At 68.4% G+C, this 19297-nt stretch carries 19 protein-coding genes; 9 read left to right on the top strand and 10 right to left on the bottom strand.

All coding sequences use genetic code 11. The features are described from left to right. Positions 1 to 137 precede the first annotated feature (137 nt). From ACZ4N4_RS14370 to dnaA, 5 genes are all read right to left on the bottom strand, one after another. Complete coding sequence (locus ACZ4N4_RS14370) at positions 138 to 665, bottom strand: DciA family protein (RefSeq protein WP_450760410.1); 528 nt, start codon at positions 663 to 665, stop codon at positions 138 to 140. Continuing rightward, complete coding sequence (gene recF / locus ACZ4N4_RS14365) at positions 662 to 1783, bottom strand: DNA replication/repair protein RecF (protein ID WP_453568454.1); 1122 nt, start codon at positions 1781 to 1783, stop codon at positions 662 to 664. The genes ACZ4N4_RS14370 and recF overlap by 4 nt, the downstream gene beginning before the upstream one ends. A 40-nt stretch (positions 1784 to 1823) precedes the next feature. After that, complete coding sequence (gene gnd, locus ACZ4N4_RS14360; RefSeq protein WP_453568452.1) at positions 1824 to 2699, bottom strand: phosphogluconate dehydrogenase (NAD(+)-dependent, decarboxylating); 876 nt, start codon at positions 2697 to 2699, stop codon at positions 1824 to 1826. 177 nt (positions 2700 to 2876) lie between these two features. After that, positions 2877 to 4007 (bottom strand): DNA polymerase III subunit beta, encoded by a 1131-nt coding sequence (gene dnaN / locus ACZ4N4_RS14355; RefSeq protein ID WP_365285855.1) that lies wholly within the window; start codon positions 4005 to 4007, stop codon positions 2877 to 2879. A 988-nt stretch (positions 4008 to 4995) separates the two neighbouring features. Next, positions 4996 to 6936 carry a chromosomal replication initiator protein DnaA gene (dnaA, locus tag ACZ4N4_RS14350; protein ID WP_467588158.1) on the bottom strand — a complete coding sequence of 647 codons (1941 nt, stop codon included), beginning with the start codon at positions 6934 to 6936 and terminating at the stop codon, positions 4996 to 4998. A 373-nt stretch (positions 6937 to 7309) separates the two neighbouring features. Between dnaA and rpmH the strand changes: the two genes are divergently transcribed. The 9 genes from rpmH (at position 7310) to ACZ4N4_RS14305 (ending at position 14270) form a co-directional block, all read left to right on the top strand. Beyond that, positions 7310 to 7447, top strand: coding sequence for a 50S ribosomal protein L34 (gene rpmH / locus ACZ4N4_RS14345; protein WP_005482975.1), 138 nt, complete (start codon positions 7310 to 7312; stop codon positions 7445 to 7447). A 21-nt stretch (positions 7448 to 7468) separates the two neighbouring features. Then, entirely contained in the window at positions 7469 to 7840 is a 372-nt protein-coding gene (gene rnpA / locus ACZ4N4_RS14340; protein ID WP_362727684.1) for a ribonuclease P protein component, read from the top strand. After that, positions 7837 to 8202: a membrane protein insertion efficiency factor YidD gene (yidD, locus tag ACZ4N4_RS14335; protein ID WP_453568448.1), complete on the top strand. Its 366-nt coding sequence runs from the start codon at positions 7837 to 7839 to the stop codon at positions 8200 to 8202. Before rnpA ends, yidD begins: the two co-directional genes overlap by 4 nt. Positions 8203 to 8205: 3 nt before the next feature. After that, on the top strand, positions 8206 to 9504 hold the full coding sequence (gene yidC, locus ACZ4N4_RS14330; protein WP_453568446.1) for a membrane protein insertase YidC: 1299 nt from the start codon (positions 8206 to 8208) through the stop codon (positions 9502 to 9504). A 15-nt stretch (positions 9505 to 9519) separates the two neighbouring features. Continuing rightward, positions 9520 to 10029, top strand: coding sequence for a Jag family protein (locus tag ACZ4N4_RS14325; protein WP_453568444.1), 510 nt, complete (start codon positions 9520 to 9522; stop codon positions 10027 to 10029). 118 nt (positions 10030 to 10147) lie between these two features. Next, positions 10148 to 10864, top strand: a complete 717-nt coding sequence (gene rsmG / locus ACZ4N4_RS14320; protein WP_360480792.1) for a 16S rRNA (guanine(527)-N(7))-methyltransferase RsmG — start codon at positions 10148 to 10150, stop codon at positions 10862 to 10864. Between the two features lie 298 nt (positions 10865 to 11162). Then, a complete protein-coding gene (locus tag ACZ4N4_RS14315) occupies positions 11163 to 12236 on the top strand; it encodes a ParA family protein (RefSeq protein WP_453568707.1) in 1074 nt (357 codons plus the stop codon). Further along, positions 12233 to 13345, top strand: coding sequence for a ParB/RepB/Spo0J family partition protein (locus ACZ4N4_RS14310; protein ID WP_453568442.1), 1113 nt, complete (start codon positions 12233 to 12235; stop codon positions 13343 to 13345). The genes ACZ4N4_RS14315 and ACZ4N4_RS14310 overlap by 4 nt, the downstream gene beginning before the upstream one ends. A gap of 307 nt (positions 13346 to 13652) precedes the next feature. Then, entirely contained in the window at positions 13653 to 14270 is a 618-nt protein-coding gene (locus tag ACZ4N4_RS14305) for a GNAT family N-acetyltransferase (protein ID WP_453382352.1), read from the top strand. Between the two features lie 87 nt (positions 14271 to 14357). On the opposite strand, the gene trxA is transcribed toward ACZ4N4_RS14305, so the two are convergent. From trxA to ACZ4N4_RS14280, 5 genes are all read right to left on the bottom strand, one after another. Further along, positions 14358 to 14690 carry a thioredoxin gene (trxA, locus tag ACZ4N4_RS14300; RefSeq protein WP_351695853.1) on the bottom strand — a complete coding sequence of 111 codons (333 nt, stop codon included), beginning with the start codon at positions 14688 to 14690 and terminating at the stop codon, positions 14358 to 14360. Between the two features lie 46 nt (positions 14691 to 14736). Next, on the bottom strand, positions 14737 to 15705 hold the full coding sequence (gene trxB, locus ACZ4N4_RS14295; protein ID WP_453568440.1) for a thioredoxin-disulfide reductase: 969 nt from the start codon (positions 15703 to 15705) through the stop codon (positions 14737 to 14739). A gap of 204 nt (positions 15706 to 15909) precedes the next feature. Beyond that, a complete protein-coding gene (locus tag ACZ4N4_RS14290; RefSeq protein ID WP_467588153.1) occupies positions 15910 to 16815 on the bottom strand; it encodes an anti-sigma factor family protein in 906 nt (301 codons plus the stop codon). Beyond that, complete coding sequence (sigM, locus tag ACZ4N4_RS14285) at positions 16812 to 17537, bottom strand: RNA polymerase sigma factor SigM (protein WP_453568436.1); 726 nt, start codon at positions 17535 to 17537, stop codon at positions 16812 to 16814. The genes ACZ4N4_RS14290 and sigM overlap by 4 nt, the downstream gene beginning before the upstream one ends. Positions 17538 to 17556: 19 nt before the next feature. Next, positions 17557 to 19248, bottom strand: coding sequence for a protein kinase family protein (locus ACZ4N4_RS14280; protein WP_453568434.1), 1692 nt, complete (start codon positions 19246 to 19248; stop codon positions 17557 to 17559). Positions 19249 to 19297 lie beyond the last annotated feature (49 nt).

The raw sequence follows: 19297 nt of genomic DNA, 5'->3' as shown, positions 1-19297 counted from the left end.
AGGCACTCAGCGCTTCCGGCTGTCAACCCTTGGCTACTCCGGGGTCAGGTCGCGATTCGCAACCGCGTGCGGTTGTACGACGACCAGCCGAGGGGGCCGTACCACGGCTCCACGCTCGGCTCATCGCGTGACGTAAGTCACCCGTAGGTATCGCCGGGACCGGTGCTTCCAGGGGCGCGCAGCGGGCCGTAGCGCCGGGGCGGACCGCCGGGATTGAGCACCTTGATCATCCGTACGCTGCCGTGCCCCAGGTCCTCGTTCAGCCGCGCGACCAGCGCGGGAGACAGATGGCGCAGCTGGGTCGCCCAGGCCGTGGAGTCGCACTGCACGACCAGCACCCGCTCGTCCTCGTCATACCGCTCGGGCACACAGTGCTTGGCGAGATCCTCGCCCACGATCTGCGGCCAGCGGCCCATCACCCCGCCGACCGCGGCCGGCGTCTCCCAGCCGCGCTCGGTGATCAACCGGTTGATCGCGGAGCCCAGCGCCATGGGGTCACGGCCGTCGGCGCGCGCGCCGGAGCGCAGCCCGCCGCGCCGCGCCTGCTTCCTCTGCTGCGCCGCGTCGCCACGCGCGCGTGCCGCCTCTTTCGCCGCCCTGAGCGCCACCCGCGCCAGGTCGACCCCGGAGGGTTCCTTCTCGGGGACGGGTCCGTCGGTGCTCATGCGCGCTCCACCGCCCCGTCCGCCACCGCGTACCGCGCACCGGTGAGGAGATGCGGCACGTCGTCGTCCACAGCAGCGGTGACCAGCACCTGCTCCCCGGGCACGACCAGCTCCGCCAGCCGCTCCCGGCGCCGCGCGTCCAACTCGGCGAACACGTCGTCCAGCACCAGCACCGGCTCATTGCCCTCGGCGCGCAGCAGGTCGTACGACGCCAGGCGCAGCGCCAGCGCGTACGACCAGGACTCGCCGTGCGAGGCGTACCCCTTGGCGGGCAGCTGCCCCAGCTTGAGAACGAGATCGTCGCGGTGCGGGCCGACCAGCGTGACACCCCGCTCGATCTCCTGCTTGCGGACGTCCGCCAGGGCCGCCATCAGCTGGGTGTACAGATCCTCACGGGTATGCGCCTCCCCGGGCGCCGACGGCTTGTACTCCAACGCGACCGGACCACCGCCCGGCGCCAGCTGCTCGTACGCCTTGTCGGCGAGCGGCTGGATCGCGGCGACCAGGTCGAGCCGCTGGGCGAGCAGCTCGGCGCCCGCGCGCGCGAGGTGCTGGTCCCACACGTCCAGCGTGGACAGGTCCATCGAGCGGCCGCCGTGCCGCCGGGCCAGGGCCGCGGACTTCAACAGGGTGTTCCGCTGCTTGAGGACGCGCTCGTAGTCGGAGCGCACGCCGGCCATCCGCGGCGACCGCGCGGTGATCAGCTCGTCCAGGAAGCGGCGCCGCTCGCCCGGATCCCCCTTCACCAGAGCGAGGTCCTCCGGCGCGAACAGCACGGTCCGGACGATCCCCAGGACGTCACGTGGCTTGACCTGCGAGGACCTGTTGATGCGGGCGCGGTTGGACCTGCCGGGGTTGAGCTCCAGCTCGACCAGCTGCTGCCGGTCGCCCTGCCGCACCTGCGCCCGGATGACCGCCCGCTCGGCGCCCATCCGGACCAGGGGCGCGTCGGAGGCGACCCGGTGGCTGCCGAGAGTGGCGAGATAGCCGACGGCCTCGACGAGGTTGGTCTTGCCCTGGCCGTTCGGGCCGACGAAGGCGGTGACGCCCGGGTCGAGCGGCACCTCGACCCGGGCATAGGAACGGAAGTCGGCCAGCGACAGATGCGTGACGTGCATAGGTGTTTCGCCGACCTCCCCGTGACCTGCTACTTCGTCTCTACTTCGCCTCTACGGCGTGGCCGCCGAACTGGTTGCGCAGCGCGGCGATCATCTTCATCTGCGGCGAGTCCTCCTGACGGGAGGCGAACCGCGCGAACAGCGAGGCGGTGATCGCGGGCAGCGGCACCGCGTTGTCTATCGCGGCCTCCACAGTCCACCGGCCCTCGCCGGAGTCCTGTGCATAACCCTTCAGCTGATCCAGGTGTTCGTCCCCGTCGAGGGCGTTCACCGCGAGGTCGAGCAGCCAGGAACGGATGACCGTCCCTTCCTGCCAGGAGCGGAAGACCTCGCGCACGTCCGTGACGGAGTCGACCTTCTCCAGGAGCTCCCAGCCTTCAGCGTAGGCCTGCATCATCGCGTACTCGATGCCGTTGTGGACCATCTTCGCGAAGTGGCCCGCGCCCACCTTGCCGGCGTGCACCGCACCGAAGTCGCCCTCCGGCTTGAGCGCGTCGAAGACCGGCCGAACCTTCTCGACGTGCTCGACGGCGCCGCCGTACATCAGCGCGTAGCCGTTCTCCAGACCCCAGACGCCGCCGGAGACCCCGCAGTCGACGAAGCCGATGCCCTTGGCGGCCAGCTCCTCGGCGTGCCTCTCGTCGTCCGTCCAGCGGGAGTTGCCGCCGTCGACGACCACGTCACCGGGCTCCAGCAACTCGGCCAGCTCGTCGATCGTGGACTGCGTCGGCGCCCCGGCCGGAACCATCACCCACACCACACGGGGCCCGCTGAGCTTGCCCACAAGCTCTTCCAGGCTGTGGACGTCGGCGAGGTCCGGGTTGCGGTCGTATCCGACGACGGTGTGGCCCGCGCGGCGGATCCGCTCGCGCATGTTGCCGCCCATCTTGCCGAGGCCGACGAGACCGAGCTCCATCAGTTGGTTCCTTAGGTTGCGGTGTGGCAGGAGAGGCACGTTCGTGCCCCTGCCCGAGCCTAATCCCGGCCCTTTGCGCACAGTTGTGGGCATAGCCGCTCACCTGGGGAAACCCACCGGACCGCGGTGCCGGGTACCCACAGGGGAGGCCCGGCACCGTGCACAGCTGTGGACAACTCAGCCGCTGAGGCGCACCGGCATGATCAGGTACTTGTAGGCATCGTCCGCCTCCGCGTCCAGCGCCGGCTTGCCGCTGAGCAGCGCGGGCTTGGTGGACGTCGTGAACGACAGCTGGGCCACCGGGGAGTCGATCGCGCTCAGGCCGTCGAGCAGGAAGGTCGGGTTGAAGGCGATCGAGATGTCGTCGCCCTCCAGCTGCGCGTCGACCCTCTCCACAGCCTGTGCGTCGTCGCTGGAACCGGCCTCCAGGATCAGCACGCCCTGCTCGAAGCTGAGCCGCACCGGGGTGTTCCGCTCGGCGACCAGGGCGACACGCTTGACGGCCTCCACGAAGGGGGCGGTCTCGATCACCGCGACGGAGTTGAACTCGGTCGGGAACAGCGTGCGGTACTTGGGCAGGTCACCCTCGAGCAGCCGCGTGGTCGTCCGCCGGCCCGCGCCCTCGAAACCGATGAGCCCCTCGCCCGCGCCCGAACCGGACAGCGCCAGGATCACGCTGTCGCCGCTCGTGAGGGCCTTGGCGGTGTCCAGGAGCGTCTTGGCGGGCACCAGGGCCACCGCGGACGCCTCCGGGTTCTCCGGCTTCCACAGGAACTCACGGACCGCGAAGCGGTAGCGGTCGGTGGAGGCCAGGGTGACCGTGTCACCCTCGATCTCGATGCGCACACCCGTCAGCACCGGCAGCGTGTCGTCACGCCCGGCGGCGATGGCCACCTGGGAGACGGCGGAGGCGAAGACCTCGCCGGGGACCGTGCCCGTCGCGTTCGGCATCTGCGGCAGGGACGGGTACTCCTCCACCGGCAGCGTGTGCAGCGTGAACCGGGACGATCCACAGACCACCGTCGCCCGTACACCGTCTGTGGAAATCTCCACCGGCCGGTTGGGCAGGGCGCGGCAGATGTCGGCGAGCAGCCGGCCGGAGACCAGGACCGTGCCCTCCTCCTCGACCTCGGTCTCGACGCTGACCCGCGCGGAGACCTCGTAGTCGAAGCTGGACAGGCTCAGCTGGCCGTCCTCGGCCTTCAGCAGCAGGCCGGCGAGGACCGGCGCCGGCGGACGGGCCGGGAGGCTGCGTGCCGCCCAGGCCACTGCCTCCGCGAGTACGTCGCGTTCCACCCGGATCTTCACCGTAAGCCCGCCTCCTGCTGTTGCCGGGGCTTCTCGCCCTGCTGCGTCTTCGTCGTCTGACTCGGTGTCGTCGGTCCCTGGGAGGGGAAGAACACCGGGGACCAGTCTGACGCACCGCACTGACAGCTGGTGCCTCTCGAGGTCAAGTCGTGACGAGGCGCGGTCAGAGGCCGAAGAGCGAGTTGTGCACAGGGCCCTCTTCGAAACGGATTCCCAGCTCTCTCTAGTTGGCAGTAGTAGTAGGGGCTGTGGATACCGTGGATAACCCCGTTTTCCCAGCTCAGAGGCCAGATTTTGTCCACTGCCCCTGTGGGTTAAGCCGGTGGACAACCAGGTGTCTCTGTGGAGAACAGAAAGTTCTGCACACACCGTGCACAGCCTGAGGGGACTTCTCCCCAGCGCCGTCCCCAGCTTTACCCACCTTTCCCACAGGCCAACCTGGCAGCTTCGTGTGACGCCTTTCACTCGACACGGTGAGCAGGTGCGTCACGTTGCCGAACAGTGGACAGCCATGTGGAGAAGCGGGGGATCACTGGGGACAACCGCCCCTCAGCCTGTGGGGTACCGGTGGACAACTTCATGCACAGCCTGTGGATCACTTGCTCGTCCACAGTCTGTGGAGATCCGTCGTCCACGATTCCACAGCCACCTGAGCTGGCCTGATGCTCTTTCATCGGCCGGCCTGTGGACGACGTTCGGGACAACTTCGCAGTCCCCAGGGTGTGGACGCAAGAAAGTCGGCAAATCTGTGGAGGACGCCCGTAACCGCCCCGGTATTCGAACAGCGGGGGACGTTTCCTTCCGACTCCGTGAGGTCCCCGCGCCCCTTCAGGGGGCGGGGCTGTGTCGATATGCGGCTCCGCCGTGTGGGCGCGACAAGCCCACGGGCCGGCGGCAGACCACTTCCCGAGCCACCCCAGGACGCCGAAGGGCGCCCCCGGGATCTCCCAAGGGCGCCCTGAACGCCGTGGAACCGTCGGCCGAACCGCTACCCGTTCTTGATCCGGTTCGTCAGCTCCGTCACCTGGTTGTAGATCGACCGCCGCTCCGCCATCAGCGCCCGGATCTTCCGGTCGGCGTGCATCACGGTCGTGTGGTCCCGGTTGCCGAACTGCGCCCCGATCTTCGGCAGCGACAGGTCCGTGAGCTCACGGCACAGGTACATGGCGATCTGCCGCGCCGTGACCAGCTGGCGGCCGCGCGAGCTGCCGCACAGGTCCTCGACCGTGAGCCCGAAGTAGTCCGCGGTCGCCGCCATGATCGCCGTCGCGCTGATCTCCGGCGTCGAGTCCTGGCCCCCGGGGATCAGGTCCTTGAGGACGATCTCCGTCAGCCCCAGGTCCACCGGCTGCCTGTTGAGCGACGCGAACGCCGTCACCCGGATCAGCGCGCCCTCCAGCTCACGGATGTTGCGCGAGATGCGGGAGGCGATGAACTCCAGTACCTCCGGCGGTGCGTTGAGCTGCTCCTGTACCGCCTTCTTGCGGAGGATCGCGATGCGCGTCTCCAGTTCCGGCGGCTGGACGTCGGTGATCAGGCCCCACTCGAAACGGTTCCGCAGCCGGTCCTCGAGGGTGACCAGCTGCTTGGGCGGCCGGTCGCTGGAGAGCACGATCTGCTTGTTCGCGTTGTGGAGCGTGTTGAAGGTGTGGAAGAACTCCTCCTGCGTCGACTCCTTGTCCGCGAGGAACTGGATGTCGTCGACGAGCAGGATGTCCATCTCGCGGTACCGCTTGCGGAAGCTGTCGCCCTTGCCGTCGCGGATCGAGTTGATGAACTCGTTGGTGAACTCCTCCGAGCTCACGTAGCGCACGCGGGTGCCGGGGTAGAGGCTCCGCGCGTAGTGCCCGATCGCATGCAGCAGGTGCGTCTTGCCGAGCCCCGACTCCCCGTAGATGAAGAGGGGGTTGTAGGCCTTCGCGGGCGCTTCGGCGACGGCGACCGCGGCCGCGTGCGCGAAGCGGTTGGACGCGCCGATGACGAAGGTGTCGAAGAGGTACTTGGGGTTGAGGCGGGCGGTCGGTTCGCCGGGTCCCGGCGCCGGTGCGGGCTTGGCGCCCAGCGGTCCGGGCGCGTTGGGCGCGGACGGCAGGTCCGGACGTCCCGGGCCGCCCCGGCGGCCCTGCCCGGGCCCGCCCGGGGGTTCGGACCGCTCGCGGCGGACGGCGTCCCGCTGGTCGTAGTCGGAACGGTCGTAGTCGGAGCGTTCGTACTCGGGTCGGTCGTACTCGGGGCGTTGCGGTTCGTACTCCGTGCGCTGCTGCTCGTAGGACGGCCGGTCCATCGGCTGCTGGGGCCGGTACTCCTGGGAGTAGGAGTCGCCGTACCCGTCCGAGCGGTAGGAGTCCTGCGACGGCGAGGCGTAGGGGTCGCGCTCGGGGAAGCCGAGCCGCGGCTGCTGCCAGCTGTAGTCGTCCTGCCCCGGGCGTGGCCAGGCGCCGGGTTCGGGGCGCTGGTACTCGGAGGGGTAGGCCGGACGGGCGGTGGGGAGCTGATCGGCGCGCGAGGGGGGCAGCTGGTCGCGGCCGCCCTGCTCGGGCGGGTGGTCGGCGCGATGCCGGCCGTATCCGCCTTCGTACTGCGGCGAGGGGAGCTCCGGCTCCTCGTAGCGCTGGGGCTGCGCGGGGGGCGCCGGCGGGGTCGGGGGTTCTCCCGCGGACTCGTCCACGGTGATCGCGATCCGGATCGGGCGCCCGCACTCACGGCTCAGCGTCTCGCTGACGATGGGCGCGAGACGGCCCTCCAGGACGTTCTTCGCGAATTCGTTCGGTACGGCGAGCAGCGCGGTGTCCGCGACCAGCGCGAGTGGCTGGCAGCGTCGGATCCAGTGTTCGTCCTTGCCCTCCACACCCTGACCGCGGCCCTCACCGAGGAGCTGCTCCAGTACTCGTGGCCACACTGCGGCAAGATCGGCAGGTACGTCAGCCACAGGGCACGCTCTCTCACAGGTCCCACGAACGTGTGGTTCGAGGACGGGTCGGGATGAATATCGGGTCGGGCGGGGATAAAGGAACGAATCGGAGTTCAGCCACGGTAGTCAGCGTGGCGGGTGCGGTTCAAGTTGTTGTCCCCAGCCTGTGGATAGTGTCTCTCGGTCCCTGCTGGTTTGACCGAATGGCGGAGCCCCGCGTACCGTAACCAGGTCGAGTTGTCGATGGCTGCTGCCGCCTGCCTCCGATGGGCACAGATCGCTGAAGGTGATCGGGAAGCGGTGCACTCGGGCGTGATGCGAGCTACTCGTGGGCGCACGGTGACAGCCAGGACGGCACCCGCCACACCGATTTGATTTCTGGAGCCCCCGAGTGAGCAAGCGCACCTTCCAGCCGAACAACCGTCGTCGCGCCAAGACCCACGGCTTCCGCCTGCGGATGCGCACCCGTGCCGGTCGCGCGATTCTGGCGAACCGCCGCAGCAAGGGTCGCGCCAGCCTGTCCGCCTGATCCTGATCAGGTCATGACGTCGTGCTGCCTACCGAGCATCGGCTGAGGCGGCGCGAGGACTTCGCGACCGCGGTACGACGAGGCCGCCGGGCCGGCCGCCCGTCCCTCGTCGTCCATCTTCGTAGCGGTGCCACGGACCCGCACGCGCCTGGGGAGAGCGCTCCCTCGACGCGTGCGGGTTTCGTCGTGAGCAAAGCAGTGGGTGGCGCGGTGGTGCGCAACAAAGTCAAGCGCAGACTGCGTCACCTGATGCGTGACCGAGTCGCCCTGTTTCCCCCCGGTAGCCTGGTAGTCGTACGAGCGCTGCCCGGAGCGGGCGACGCCGACCATGGACAGCTGGCCCGAGACCTGGACGCCGCCATCGAGCGGCTACTGGGAGGGGGCGCGCGATGAAGTACCCACTGCTGGCTCTGATCAAGCTGTACCAGTGGACGATCAGTCCACTGCTGGGGCAGGTGTGCAAGTACTACCCGTCGTGCTCCCACTACGGCTACACAGCCATTGACCGGCACGGTGCGATCAAGGGGACGGCACTCACTGCCTGGCGCATCCTGCGGTGCAATCCGTGGTCGCTCGGCGGTGTGGATCATGTTCCTCCGCGTAAGCGACCGCGGTGGCACGAAATGCTGCGTGACGCCTGGCGTGCACGCAAGGGCGGGCCCTCCGCCGCCGAACCGGCCACCGAGGAGAAGCTTGCTCCCGAGCTTCCTTCGAGCCCGGCCGCAGAGACTTCGTCCCATGCCCAAGGAGCATGATTAGTGGACACGATTGCCAGCCTCTTCAGCTTCATCACGACACCCGTTTCATGGGTCATCGTCCAGTTCCACTCGGTGTACGGGAAGATCTTCGGTCCCGACACGGGGTGGGCCTGGGGCTTGTCCATCGTGTCTCTGGTGATCCTGATCCGCATCTGCCTGATCCCGCTCTTCGTGAAGCAGATCAAGGCGACCCGGGCCATGCAGACGCTGCAGCCCGAGATGAAGAAGATCCAGGAGCGCTACAAGAACGACAAGCAGCGTCAGTCCGAAGAGATGATGAAGCTGTACAAGGAGTCGGGTACCAACCCGCTCTCCTCGTGCCTTCCCATCCTCGCGCAGTCGCCGTTCTTCTTCGCCCTGTACCACGTGCTCAACGGCATCGCGACGGGCTCGACGATCGGCGTCATCAACGACTCGCTGCTCAACAGCGCTCGTAAGGCGCACATCTTCGGTGCTCCGCTCGCCGCGAAGTTCACGGACGGGTCGTCGAAGGTGGAGGCACTCGGCGCCTCCCTGACCGACGTCCGGGTCGTCACCGCGATCATGATCGTCCTGATGTCGGCGTCGCAGTTCTACACGCAGCGCCAGCTGATGACGAAGAACGTCGACACCACGGTGAAGACGCCGTTCATGCAGCAGCAGAAGATGCTGATGTACGTCTTCCCGGTCATGTTCGCCGTCTTCGGCATCAACTTCCCGGTCGGTGTCCTTGTCTACTGGCTGACCACCAACGTGTGGACCATGGGCCAGCAGATGTACGTCATCCGCAACAACCCGACCCCGGGCTCGAAGGCCCAGGCCGCCTACCTGGAGCGCCTGACCAAGCACGTCACGCACCACGGCAAGGCCCGCACGCGCAGCGAGCGCACCATCATCAAGGCGATCGTGGCCAAGGGCCGGGACCGCAACGAGTTCGAGCGCAAGTTCATCAATGCGCTGACCAAGGCGGGCCTCGTGGCCCAGGCCGACGGCGCCGTGGTGAAGGGCGAGGCTCAGGCCACCGCGCAGACCGAGGACGGCGTCGCGATCACCGCTGCCGCCAAGCGCCAGCAGCCCAAGCGCCAGACCAAGGCCCAGCGTCAGTCCGGCAGTGCGAAGGCGGTCGGCGAGCCGACGGCCGCTGCCGAGAAGGAGGACTCCTCCGAGCCGACGACCTCGCTGGAGAAGTCCGATGAGCCGCAGGACGCCAAGCCGGCCGCCCAGCAGCCCCCGAAGGGCGGTTCCAACGGCCGCAGCAGGGCCCAGTCCGGTCAGCGCAAGGGCGGTCCGCAGCGCCCCAAGTCCCCGTCCAAGAAGTAAGAAGGAGCCCATCCCGTGACGGAAGGCACCACCTCCGCTGCCGAGGGTGCAGACACCCTGACCCGCCTGGAGCAGGAGGGCGAGATCGCGGCGGACTACCTCGAGGGTCTGCTGGACATCGCCGACCTCGACGGCGACATCGACATGGATGTCGAGGCCGACCGCGCCTCCGTGTCGATCATCAGCGACGCGGGCGGCCGCGACCTGCAGAAGCTGGTCGGCCGTGACGGCGAGGTGCTGGAGGCGCTTCAGGAGCTGACCCGCCTGGCCGTGCACCGGGAGACCGGTGACCGCAGTCGGCTGATGCTCGACATCGCGGGCTACCGCGCCCAGAAGCGTGCCGAGCTCTCCGAGCTGGGTGCCAAGGCCGCGGCTGAGGTGAAGAGCACGGGCGAGCCCGTCAAGCTCAAGCCGATGAGCCCGTTCGAGCGCAAGGTCGTGCACGACGCGGTCAAGTCCGCCGGGCTGCGCAGCGAGTCGGAGGGCGAGGAGCCGCAGCGGTTCGTCGTCGTGCTGCCCGCCTGATCGGTCCCCTCGTTTTACCGGCCCCGTCTGTTGAGCAGGCGGGGCCGAACTTTGTCAGCCTGGTAGTTCTTGGTGGCCGGTGCGTGGAGCGCCGGCGCTGTACGGAAGGACGGTCCCCGTGACGGAGGCTGCGGAGCTCCCCCCGGCGCCTGAGCAGGCGCGGGAAGTGTTCGGCGAGCGCTTTGCCGATGCGGTCCGCTATGCGGAGCTGCTCGCCGAGGCAGGCGTGCAGCGTGGTCTGATCGGCCCACGGGAGGTGCCTCGGCTGTGGGAGCGGCACCTTCTGAACTGTGCGGTGCTCTCCGAGGCCGTTCCCGAAGGGGTGACGGTGTGCGATGTCGGCTCCGGTGCCGGTCTGCCGGGCATTCCGCTGGCGCTGGTCCGGGAAGACCTCAACATCACGCTGCTGGAGCCGTTGCTGCGGCGCACCAACTTCCTGACCGAGGTCGTGGAACTGCTCGGCCTGAACCATGTGACCGTCGTGCGCGGCCGTGCCGAGGAGGTCATGGGCAAGCTGTCTCCGGTGCATGTGGTGACGGCGCGTGCCGTGGCCCCGCTGGATCGGCTGGCCACCTGGGGCATCCCGCTGCTGCGTCCCTACGGGGAGATGCTGGCCCTCAAGGGGGACACGGCGGAGGAGGAGCTGAAGGCAGCGGCCACGGCCCTGACCAAGCTCGGTGCGGTGTCCACGTCCATCCTGCATGTGGGTGAGGGCGTGGTGGATCCGCTGTCCACGGTCGTGCGGGTAGAGGTCGGGGAGAGCCCGGGCGGTGTGCGCTTCGCTGCGAAGCGAGCGAAGGCCGCTCGTACCGGTCGGACGCGTAGGCGCCGCTGATCCGTCCTGACGACCAGACGTACTCCACACAAGCTGCCAAACCTACGCATGACGGAGTGTCGCGGCTTTTCGGTACTGCTGGCTGTGCATCGTGTTTCACGTGAAACGTCGCTCCCTGTTGCACGGCATTATCAGCCGGGGCCGCGCCGCGGCCGAACCGCGCGACCGAAAGCCTCTCGGTTCCCTCAGAGAGGGGGCCTCCGGTGACACTCCGTCCTCCCTGCGGGGCACGGAGTTGTCCACAGAGGTGGATTTCTCCACAGAAGACCAGGCCTCACTGGTTCACGACCCCGAAGGCATGGGAGGCTCTGTTCATTGCGAGCCTGAAGTCGAGGAGAGTGAATCCTTGCGGTCCGACGCCAACATCGCGGGACCGATGACCGATCCGGTCCCCGGTCCCCGTACCGAGTCGATGGGGGCGGATGTTTCACGTGAAACACCGCCTCCTATGGACGACACTCCCATCGGTCGTGCTGCCCAACTCGCGGTGGAGGCTCTGGGCCGCGCCGGCGAAGGTCTGCCACGTCCGGAGCAGACCCGAGTCATGGTGGTAGCCAACCAGAAGGGCGGTGTGGGCAAGACGACGACGACCGTCAACCTTGCCGCATCGCTGGCCCTGCACGGTGCCCGCGTTCTGGTGATCGACCTCGACCCACAGGGCAATGCCTCCACCGCGCTGGGTATTGACCATCACGCCGAAGTTCCATCCATCTACGACGTGTTGGTCGAGAGCAAGCCACTGGCCGAGGTTGTCCAGCCGGTGGTGGACGTCGAAGGCCTTTTCTGTGCCCCTGCCACGATCGATCTCGCCGGTGCGGAGATCGAGCTGGTGTCCCTGGTGGCACGGGAGAGCCGGCTCGAGCGGGCGATCCAGGCGTACGAGCAGCCGCTGGACTACATCCTCATCGACTGCCCGCCCTCGCTCGGCCTGCTGACGGTCAACGCGCTGGTCGCGGGCGCCGAGGTGCTCATCCCGATCCAGTGCGAGTACTACGCCCTGGAGGGCCTCGGCCAGCTGCTGCGCAATGTCGACCTGGTGCGGGGGCACCTCAACCCCGCCCTGCACGTGTCGACCATCCTGCTCACCATGTACGACGGCCGGACGCGTCTCGCTTCCCAGGTCGCCGACGAGGTGCGCAGCCACTTCGGCGACGAGGTGCTGCGGACGAGCATTCCCCGCTCGGTCCGTATCTCCGAGGCGCCGAGCTACGGGCAGACGGTACTGACCTACGATCCTGGATCGAGCGGTGCCCTCTCCTACCTTGAGGCGGCCCGTGAAATCGCGCTGAGGGGCCTCGGTGTCAGCTACGACCCGACGCAGGCCCACATCGGCGCCCAGAGCAATCCGAGCATGGTGGAGGGCATTCAGTGAGCGAGCGACGGAGGGGGCTGGGTCGTGGTCTCGGCGCACTGATCCCAGCTGCCCCGACCGAGAAGAACCCGGCCCAGGCGGCGGTGGGCGGCACGGGATCTCCGTCCTCCGCGGCAGGCCCGGTGCTGACGACCGACCGTGGGGTCGCCGCCGCCAAGGTGACGACGCTGCCGGCTGTTTCACATGAAACCGAGGAGCCATCGGTCTTCGGCGTGGCACCGGAGACGCCGGCATCTCCAGTGGGCGCCCACTTCGCGGAGATCCCCCTCGACGACATCACGCCGAACCCGCGCCAGCCTCGTGAGGTCTTCGACGAGGACGCTCTGCAGGAGCTGGTCACCTCCATCCAGGAAGTCGGCCTCCTCCAGCCCGTCGTCGTACGCCAGCTGGGTCCCTCGCGCTACGAGCTCATCATGGGCGAGCGCCGCTGGCGGGCCTGCCGTGAGGCCGGTCTGGAGGCGATCCCGGCGATCGTCCGGGCGACGGACGACGAGAAGCTCCTCCTGGACGCGCTGCTGGAGAACCTCCACCGCGCCCAGCTGAACCCGCTGGAAGAGGCCGCCGCCTACGACCAGCTGCTGAAGGACTTCAACTGCACGCACGACCAGCTGGCCGACCGCATCGGGCGCTCCCGCCCGCAGGTCTCCAACACCCTGCGGCTGCTGAAGCTCTCGCCGGCCGTGCAGCGCAGGGTCGCCGCGGGAGTCCTGTCGGCCGGACACGCCCGGGCGCTGCTCTCCGTCGATGACTCGGAGGAGCAGGACCGGCTGGCCCACCGGATCGTGGCCGAGGGACTCTCGGTGCGGGCTGTCGAGGAGATCGTGACCCTCATGGGCTCGCGGCCGCAGGCGGCGACCCGTGCCAAGGGACCGCGTGCGGGCACCCGGGTCTCCCCGGCACTGACCGACCTCGCCACCCGGCTCTCGGATCGGTTCGAGACGCGGGTGAAGGTCGACCTGGGCCAGAAGAAGGGCAAGATCACCGTCGAGTTCGCCTCGATGGAAGACCTTGAGCGGATCCTCGGCACGCTCGCCCCGGGTGAGGGGCCGGTCCTCCACCAGGGGATCCACGACGGCGACTCCGCGGGACCTGAGGAGTCCGAGGACTGACCCTGTCGCCCAGAGAGCGGATCGTGTCCGGTGTGTACCGGGACACGATCCGCTCTTTGCTTTCAGGCGGTACCGATGGAATCGCTGTGTGGATACCATGCGTTCGGGTACGGCGGATCCACCTGGCAACTGGCAGCACCTCTGAATGGGAGGCGGGAGCCATGCGATCGATGAGCCGCACCGGACTGGTGAGCGCGGCCCTGGGACTGGGCGCGACCGCTGGATTCGTCGGCAGTCTGCTCAGAGAACGCAGCGCTCTGACAGCCGCCCGCGACGCTGCGGGTGAAGGAAGCGAGGAACAGCCTTCATGGGGCGTCGGCTCGTACCGCTCACGCTGGACAACCTCCAGGACCTTCCCAAGCGCTGTCGCTCGTGTGTCTTCTGGGAGCTGGATCCCGTCAGCGGCGAAGCAGCGGTAAGGGCGGGTACACCCGCGGTTGAGAAGGAGGCCTGGATCTCCGCCGTCCTGCTCGACTGGGGATCCTGCGGCCGGGTGGTCTATGTCGACGACGTGCCCGTGGGCTTTGTGCTCTACGCACCGCCCGCCTACGTTCCGCGTTCCACGGCCTTCCCCACGAGCCCGGTCTCACCGGACGCCGTCCAGCTCATGACCGGCTACATCATGCCCGGCTATCAGGGACAGGGGCTCGGACGTGTGATGGTCCAGACGGTCGCCAAGGATCTGCTGCGCCGGGGCTTCAAGGCGATCGAGGCGTTCGGTGACGCCCGCTACAAGGAGCCGGCCTGTCTGCTGCCCGCCGACCATCTGCTGGCCGTGGGCTTTAAGACGGTCCGGCAGCACCCCACGCGGCCACGGATGCGGCTGGAGCTGCGGACGACGCTCTCCTGGAAGGAAGACGTGGAGCTGGCGCTCGACCGGCTCCTGGGGGCCGTACAGAAGGAACCAGCGCTGCGGCCGCTCTGAGAGTGGCCCCGCGCTTGATCGAAGCCAGTTCTCAAAGCGAATGGGCCAACCCCTCGGGGTTGGCCCATTCGTGTTTCACGTGAAACGTTACTCGGCGATGTAGTCGTCGAGGTCGCGCAGGAGTGCGGCCTTCGGCTTGGCACCGACGATCGTCTTGGCGACCTCGCCGCCCTGGTACACGTTCAGGGTGGGGATCGACATGACGCCGTACTTTGCGGCCGTCGTCGGGTTCTCGTCGATGTTCAGCTTGACGATCTCGATCTTCTCGCCGTGCTCGGCGGCGATGGCCTCAAGAGACGGGGCGATCTGGCGGCACGGGCCGCACCACTCGGCCCAGAAGTCCACCAGGACGGGCTTGTCGCTCTTGAGGACGACCTCCTCGAAGTCGGCGTCGGTCACATGCTTCAGGGTGCCGGCCACGGCGGGCTCCTTTACTCGTTCGTGCGGTGGGGCGGAAGGGGGATGATCAGACGGTGGTCTTCTCGGGCTCTGCCTTCTCCTCGTCCGCGAGGGCGGCGAGGAAGCGCTCGGCGTCGAGAGCGGCGGAGCAGCCGGTGCCGGCCGCGGTGATCGCCTGGCGGTAGGTGTGGTCCACCACGTCACCGGCGGCGAACACACCCGTCAGGTTGGTGTGGGTCGAGGGTGAGGCGACCTTCAGGTAGCCCTCCTCGTCCAGGTCCAGCTGGCCCTTGAAGAGCTCGGTACGCGGGTCATGGCCGATCGCGATGAACAGGCCGGTCACCGGCAGGTCCGAGAGCTCACCGGTCTTGACGTTGCGCAGCTTCAGACCGGCGAGCTTCTGCTCGCCCTGGACCTCGGCGATCTCGCTGTCCCAGGCAAACTTGATCTTCGGGTCGGCGAAGGCGCGCTCCTGCATCGCCTTGGAGGCGCGCAGGGTGTCCCGGCGGTGGACGATCGTCACGGACTTGGCGAACCGGGAGAGGAAGGTGGCCTCCTCCATCGCGGTGTCGCCGCCACCGATCACGGCGATGTCCTGCTCCTTGAAGAAGAACCCGTCACAGGTGGCGCACCAGGAGACACCGCGACCGGAGAGGGCGTCCTCGTTCGGCAGGCCCAGCTTGCGGTGCTGGGAGCCGGTGGTGACGATGACGGCCTTCGCCTTATGGACGGTGCCGGCGGTGTCGGTGACGGTCTTGATCTCACCGGTCAGGTCGACGGAGACGATGTCGTCCGGAATCAGCTCGGCACCGAAGCGCTCGGCCTGGGCACGCATGTTGTCCATGAGGTCGGGACCCATGATGCCGTCGCGGAAGCCCGGGAAGTTCTCCACCTCGGTGGTGTTCATCAGGGCACCCCCCGCGGTGACGGCGCCCTCGAACACGAGGGGCTTCAGCGACGCGCGCGCGGTGTAGAGCGCCGCCGTGTAGCCGGCGGGCCCGGAGCCGATGATGATCACGTTACGGACGTCGCTCACGACTTGATTCCTCGTCTCTGGTCTACGTCAATCGACCGGTGGGAGTTTCCGTCAGAAGCTCTCACCCCACCCAACGGATCCTACGGGGCGCGCATTCCCGGTGTGTCCGGGCACACGGGCACCCACACCGTACGGATTTCCACGCCAGGACGGACGATGCGTCCTCCGCCGCGAAGGACCCCTCGGCGGGCGCTCCAGGGCCGCTCAGGGGCGTGCCAGAGACTCCGTCAGCAGAACCTCACCAGGGGAGGCTGATGGCCGGCTCTCGCACGTGGCGTCGATGATGAAGACCGTCACCCGGCTGCTGTCGGAGGCATCGGGAAGCACGACGAGGAAGGCGTCCTTCCCCGCGTACGTTCCCCTCTTCGCACCGAGGACGTCGTCGCCGGCCTGGCTGATGCCCTGGCGGACGCACTGCGGCACCGGCACCGAGGGCTGGATCCGAGTGGTGTAGGGCGAGTCAGTCGAGACGGGCGAAGTGGATTCGCCCTGGATTCCCAGATCCGGCTTCTTGGAGCCACGCAGGCCCGTCTTCGTATCGAGGAGGTTCTCCACCTCGGTCTGGAGTGTCGCCTTGGAGAAGCCCTCGGCGGAGTTTGTCGGCTTGCCCTGTGCGGTCGTCGGTCCATTGCCACCCAGCGAGTGGAGGAAGAACGAACCGGCACCCAGGACAGCCGCGGTGAGTACAGCTCCGATGACGACGGACCGTCGGCGCCGACCGTGTCCCTGCCCACGTCCGTGCCCGCGGTCCTTGCGGCCGGGACCGGTCGGCGCGCCCGACCGACCGGCGGGACGGGCCACCGGGGGCGATGGGAGGGTCGATGTTTCACGTGAAACATGCGTCTCGGGTGCCGTGGCGTTCAGAAGTGCCTCGGCGGCGAGGGCCGCGTCGATCCGGCCCGCGACGTCCGTAGGCATAGGCGGCGGTTCCGGCAGTGCACCCAGCAGGCCCCGGATCTCCTCCAGCGAAGCGTGGACGTCAGCACAGAGATCGCACTCGTCCAGGTGCTGTCGTACTTCCGCGGTCCGGGCCTCCGGGAGCAGGCCTTCGGTGAGGTCGGAGATCTCCGCGACGTCCGGGTGCCCGGTCGTATCTGTCGTGGAAGTCACGCTCGCCCACCTCCGCCCTTCACTGCGGCTGAATCACTCGGCCCGGTCTTCCGTGAGCCCCCGTCCTGAGGCCTCGCTGCCGGTGGGACGGATGTCCCCTCCGCCCGGTTCCGTGCCGGGTCCGGCTCGTTCTCGTCGCCGGTGTTTTGCGGCCGTAGATGGGTGAGCAGCGGCAGGAGTCTCGCTCTGCCGCGGGCGCAGCGGCTCTTCACCGTCCCCGTGGGTACGTCGAGAATCTGGGCCGCCTCCGCGACCGGATAGCCCTGCATGTCGACCAGGACAAGGGCGGCGCGCTGATCGTGTGGGAGCGTGCCGAGGGCTTCGAGAAGCTGGCGGTGCAGATCGTTGCGCTCGGCCGGAGCGGAGGCCGATTCATGCGGCTCCAGCAGCTGCTCCAGCCGCTCCGTGTCGTCGACGGGGGCGGTCTTCCGGGAGGCCGCCTTGCGGGCCCGGTCGAGGCAGGCGTTGACCGTGATCCGGTGCAGCCAGGTTGTGACGGCCGATTGCCCCCGGAAGGTGTGGGCGGCTCGGTAGGCGGACACCAGGGCGTCCTGGACGGCGTCAGCGGCCTCCTCACGGTCCCCCAGGGTCCGCAGCGCGACCGCCCAGAGCCGGTCCCGGTGCCGCCGCACGATCTCACCGAAGGCATCGGGGTCACCTTCGACATGGCGGGCGAGCAGATCCTGATCGCTCACTCCGTCGTATCCGGCCCCCTCCGCCATCTGCCCCTCCGCCCTGCGATCAGCTGGTCACCTTGATGTCTGCCACCCGTGCGCGATAGGTGCCTTCGTCCGTCAGCGGCAGCTTGGTCAGCCAGACCAGCAGATAGCGGGACTTGAGGGACTCGTTCGGCTTCAGGGTCACGCTCGTACCCGAGCCGTCGGCGACCTTCGTGTACGCGGCGAAGGACGTCGGCTCCGTGCTGGCGTCGCTGGATGCGGCGCGCAACTCGACGGACGTGTCTCCCACGAAGGTAACGGTCACCTTCCCAATCTGCTGGATCTTCCCCAGATCGAGGATGACGCCGAGGCCCGGCTTCAGGTTTCCGAAGGTGGCGCCCTTGTAGTAATCGGTCTGCCAGTAGGTCGAGAGACTCTTGTCGTAGACCTTGCTTATGTCGGACGGCTTCTCGGACCCGTCCCCGAAGGGGTCAAAGTCTCGGGCCCCGCTGATGGCGATCGGCTCGCTGGCAGTCTTCGGCGCCTTCTTGTCGCCGTCGTCCGTCGTCTGGTTGTTGGTGGTGTCGCCGGACTTGTCGCTCTGGTCCATCAGGGCGTCCGCGAGCTGCCAGCTGCCCAGGCCCAGCGCGGCGATCAGCAGGGCGGAGACCGCCCACTTGAGGGCCTTGCCGGTACGGCTCTGGAGCGGGGGCGGCGGGGCCTGGAGGACCTGCGTCACGCCGGGAGGCGTGGGGCGGCCGTAGGTGCCCTGCTGGTAGGTGGTGCGCTGGTACTCGGGCGGCGCCGTGAACGACGGCTCCGGCGGGCGGATGCGGGGCATCTCGCCGATCGCCTTCACCAGCTCCTCCGGCGTGGTGCACGCGGACTCGTGGCGGGAGGCGGTGGCACCGTCGTTGACCAGGGCCCGCATGGCGAGTTCCGACAGGCCGCGGTGGACACCGGCCCGCACCTGGTCGGGCGCGATGAGACCGACGTCCTTGGGCAGCCCCGGCAGACCGTAGGCGTCGCTCTGGTACGGCCAGCGCTGGGTGAGGGCCGCATAGAGCAGGGCGCCGATCGCCTCGGTGTCGGTGCGCTGCGGGGTGTCCGAACTGATACCGCGCAGCGCCGCGTTCACCGCCAGGCCGCGGATACGCCACTGACCCGTAGAGGTGCGCAGCACGGCGTTGGGGTTGAGCCGGAGATGGGCCAGCCCCTCACGGTGCGCGGCCGCCATCGCGGACGCGATCTGACTGACCATCTGGTAGGCGTCGTGCGGCTCCAGCGGGCCGGCCGCGAGCAGCGCGGTCAGCTCGGTGGCGTCAGGCAGCCACTCGTTCACCACGTAGACGAGGTCGTTCTCCTCGACCGCGTCCAGGACCTGGACGAACCGGGGATCCCCGAGCAGCGCGGCGGAGCGGGCGGCGGCCAGCACGGCGCGGGTGCGCGCATGGTCGGCCGGCAGGATGTGCACGCCGACGGCACGTCGCAGTTTCTCGTCGACCGCACGCCAACTGCTGAATCCGTCCAGACGAGTGACGCACTCCTCGAGACGGTAGCGTCTGGCGAGTTTGTGACCGCTGTGCAGTTCGGGAGGTGAGGCCTTCTTCCCTGGGCTTGCAGCCGTGCCGCTCCCCTGTGCCTCTTCGCTGTCCGTGTCCCGCTCCGGGTTCTGGGCCACCCCGTCGGCCGTGGACTGGTCCGCCTTGGCGGTCAGCGGCTTGTCACCGCTGTTGTCTGCCACGTCGACGGCAGCCGTGCTCCGTTCCGCCACCGTCGTTCCCTGCCTCCCCATCCGTTGCACGCTGTCCGACGCCGAAACC

The sequence above is a fragment of the Streptomyces sp. NPDC026538 genome, assembly GCF_055567535.1.
The sequence above is the reverse complement of the archived record's forward strand: the minus strand, read 5'-3'. Positions and strand labels throughout refer to the sequence as shown.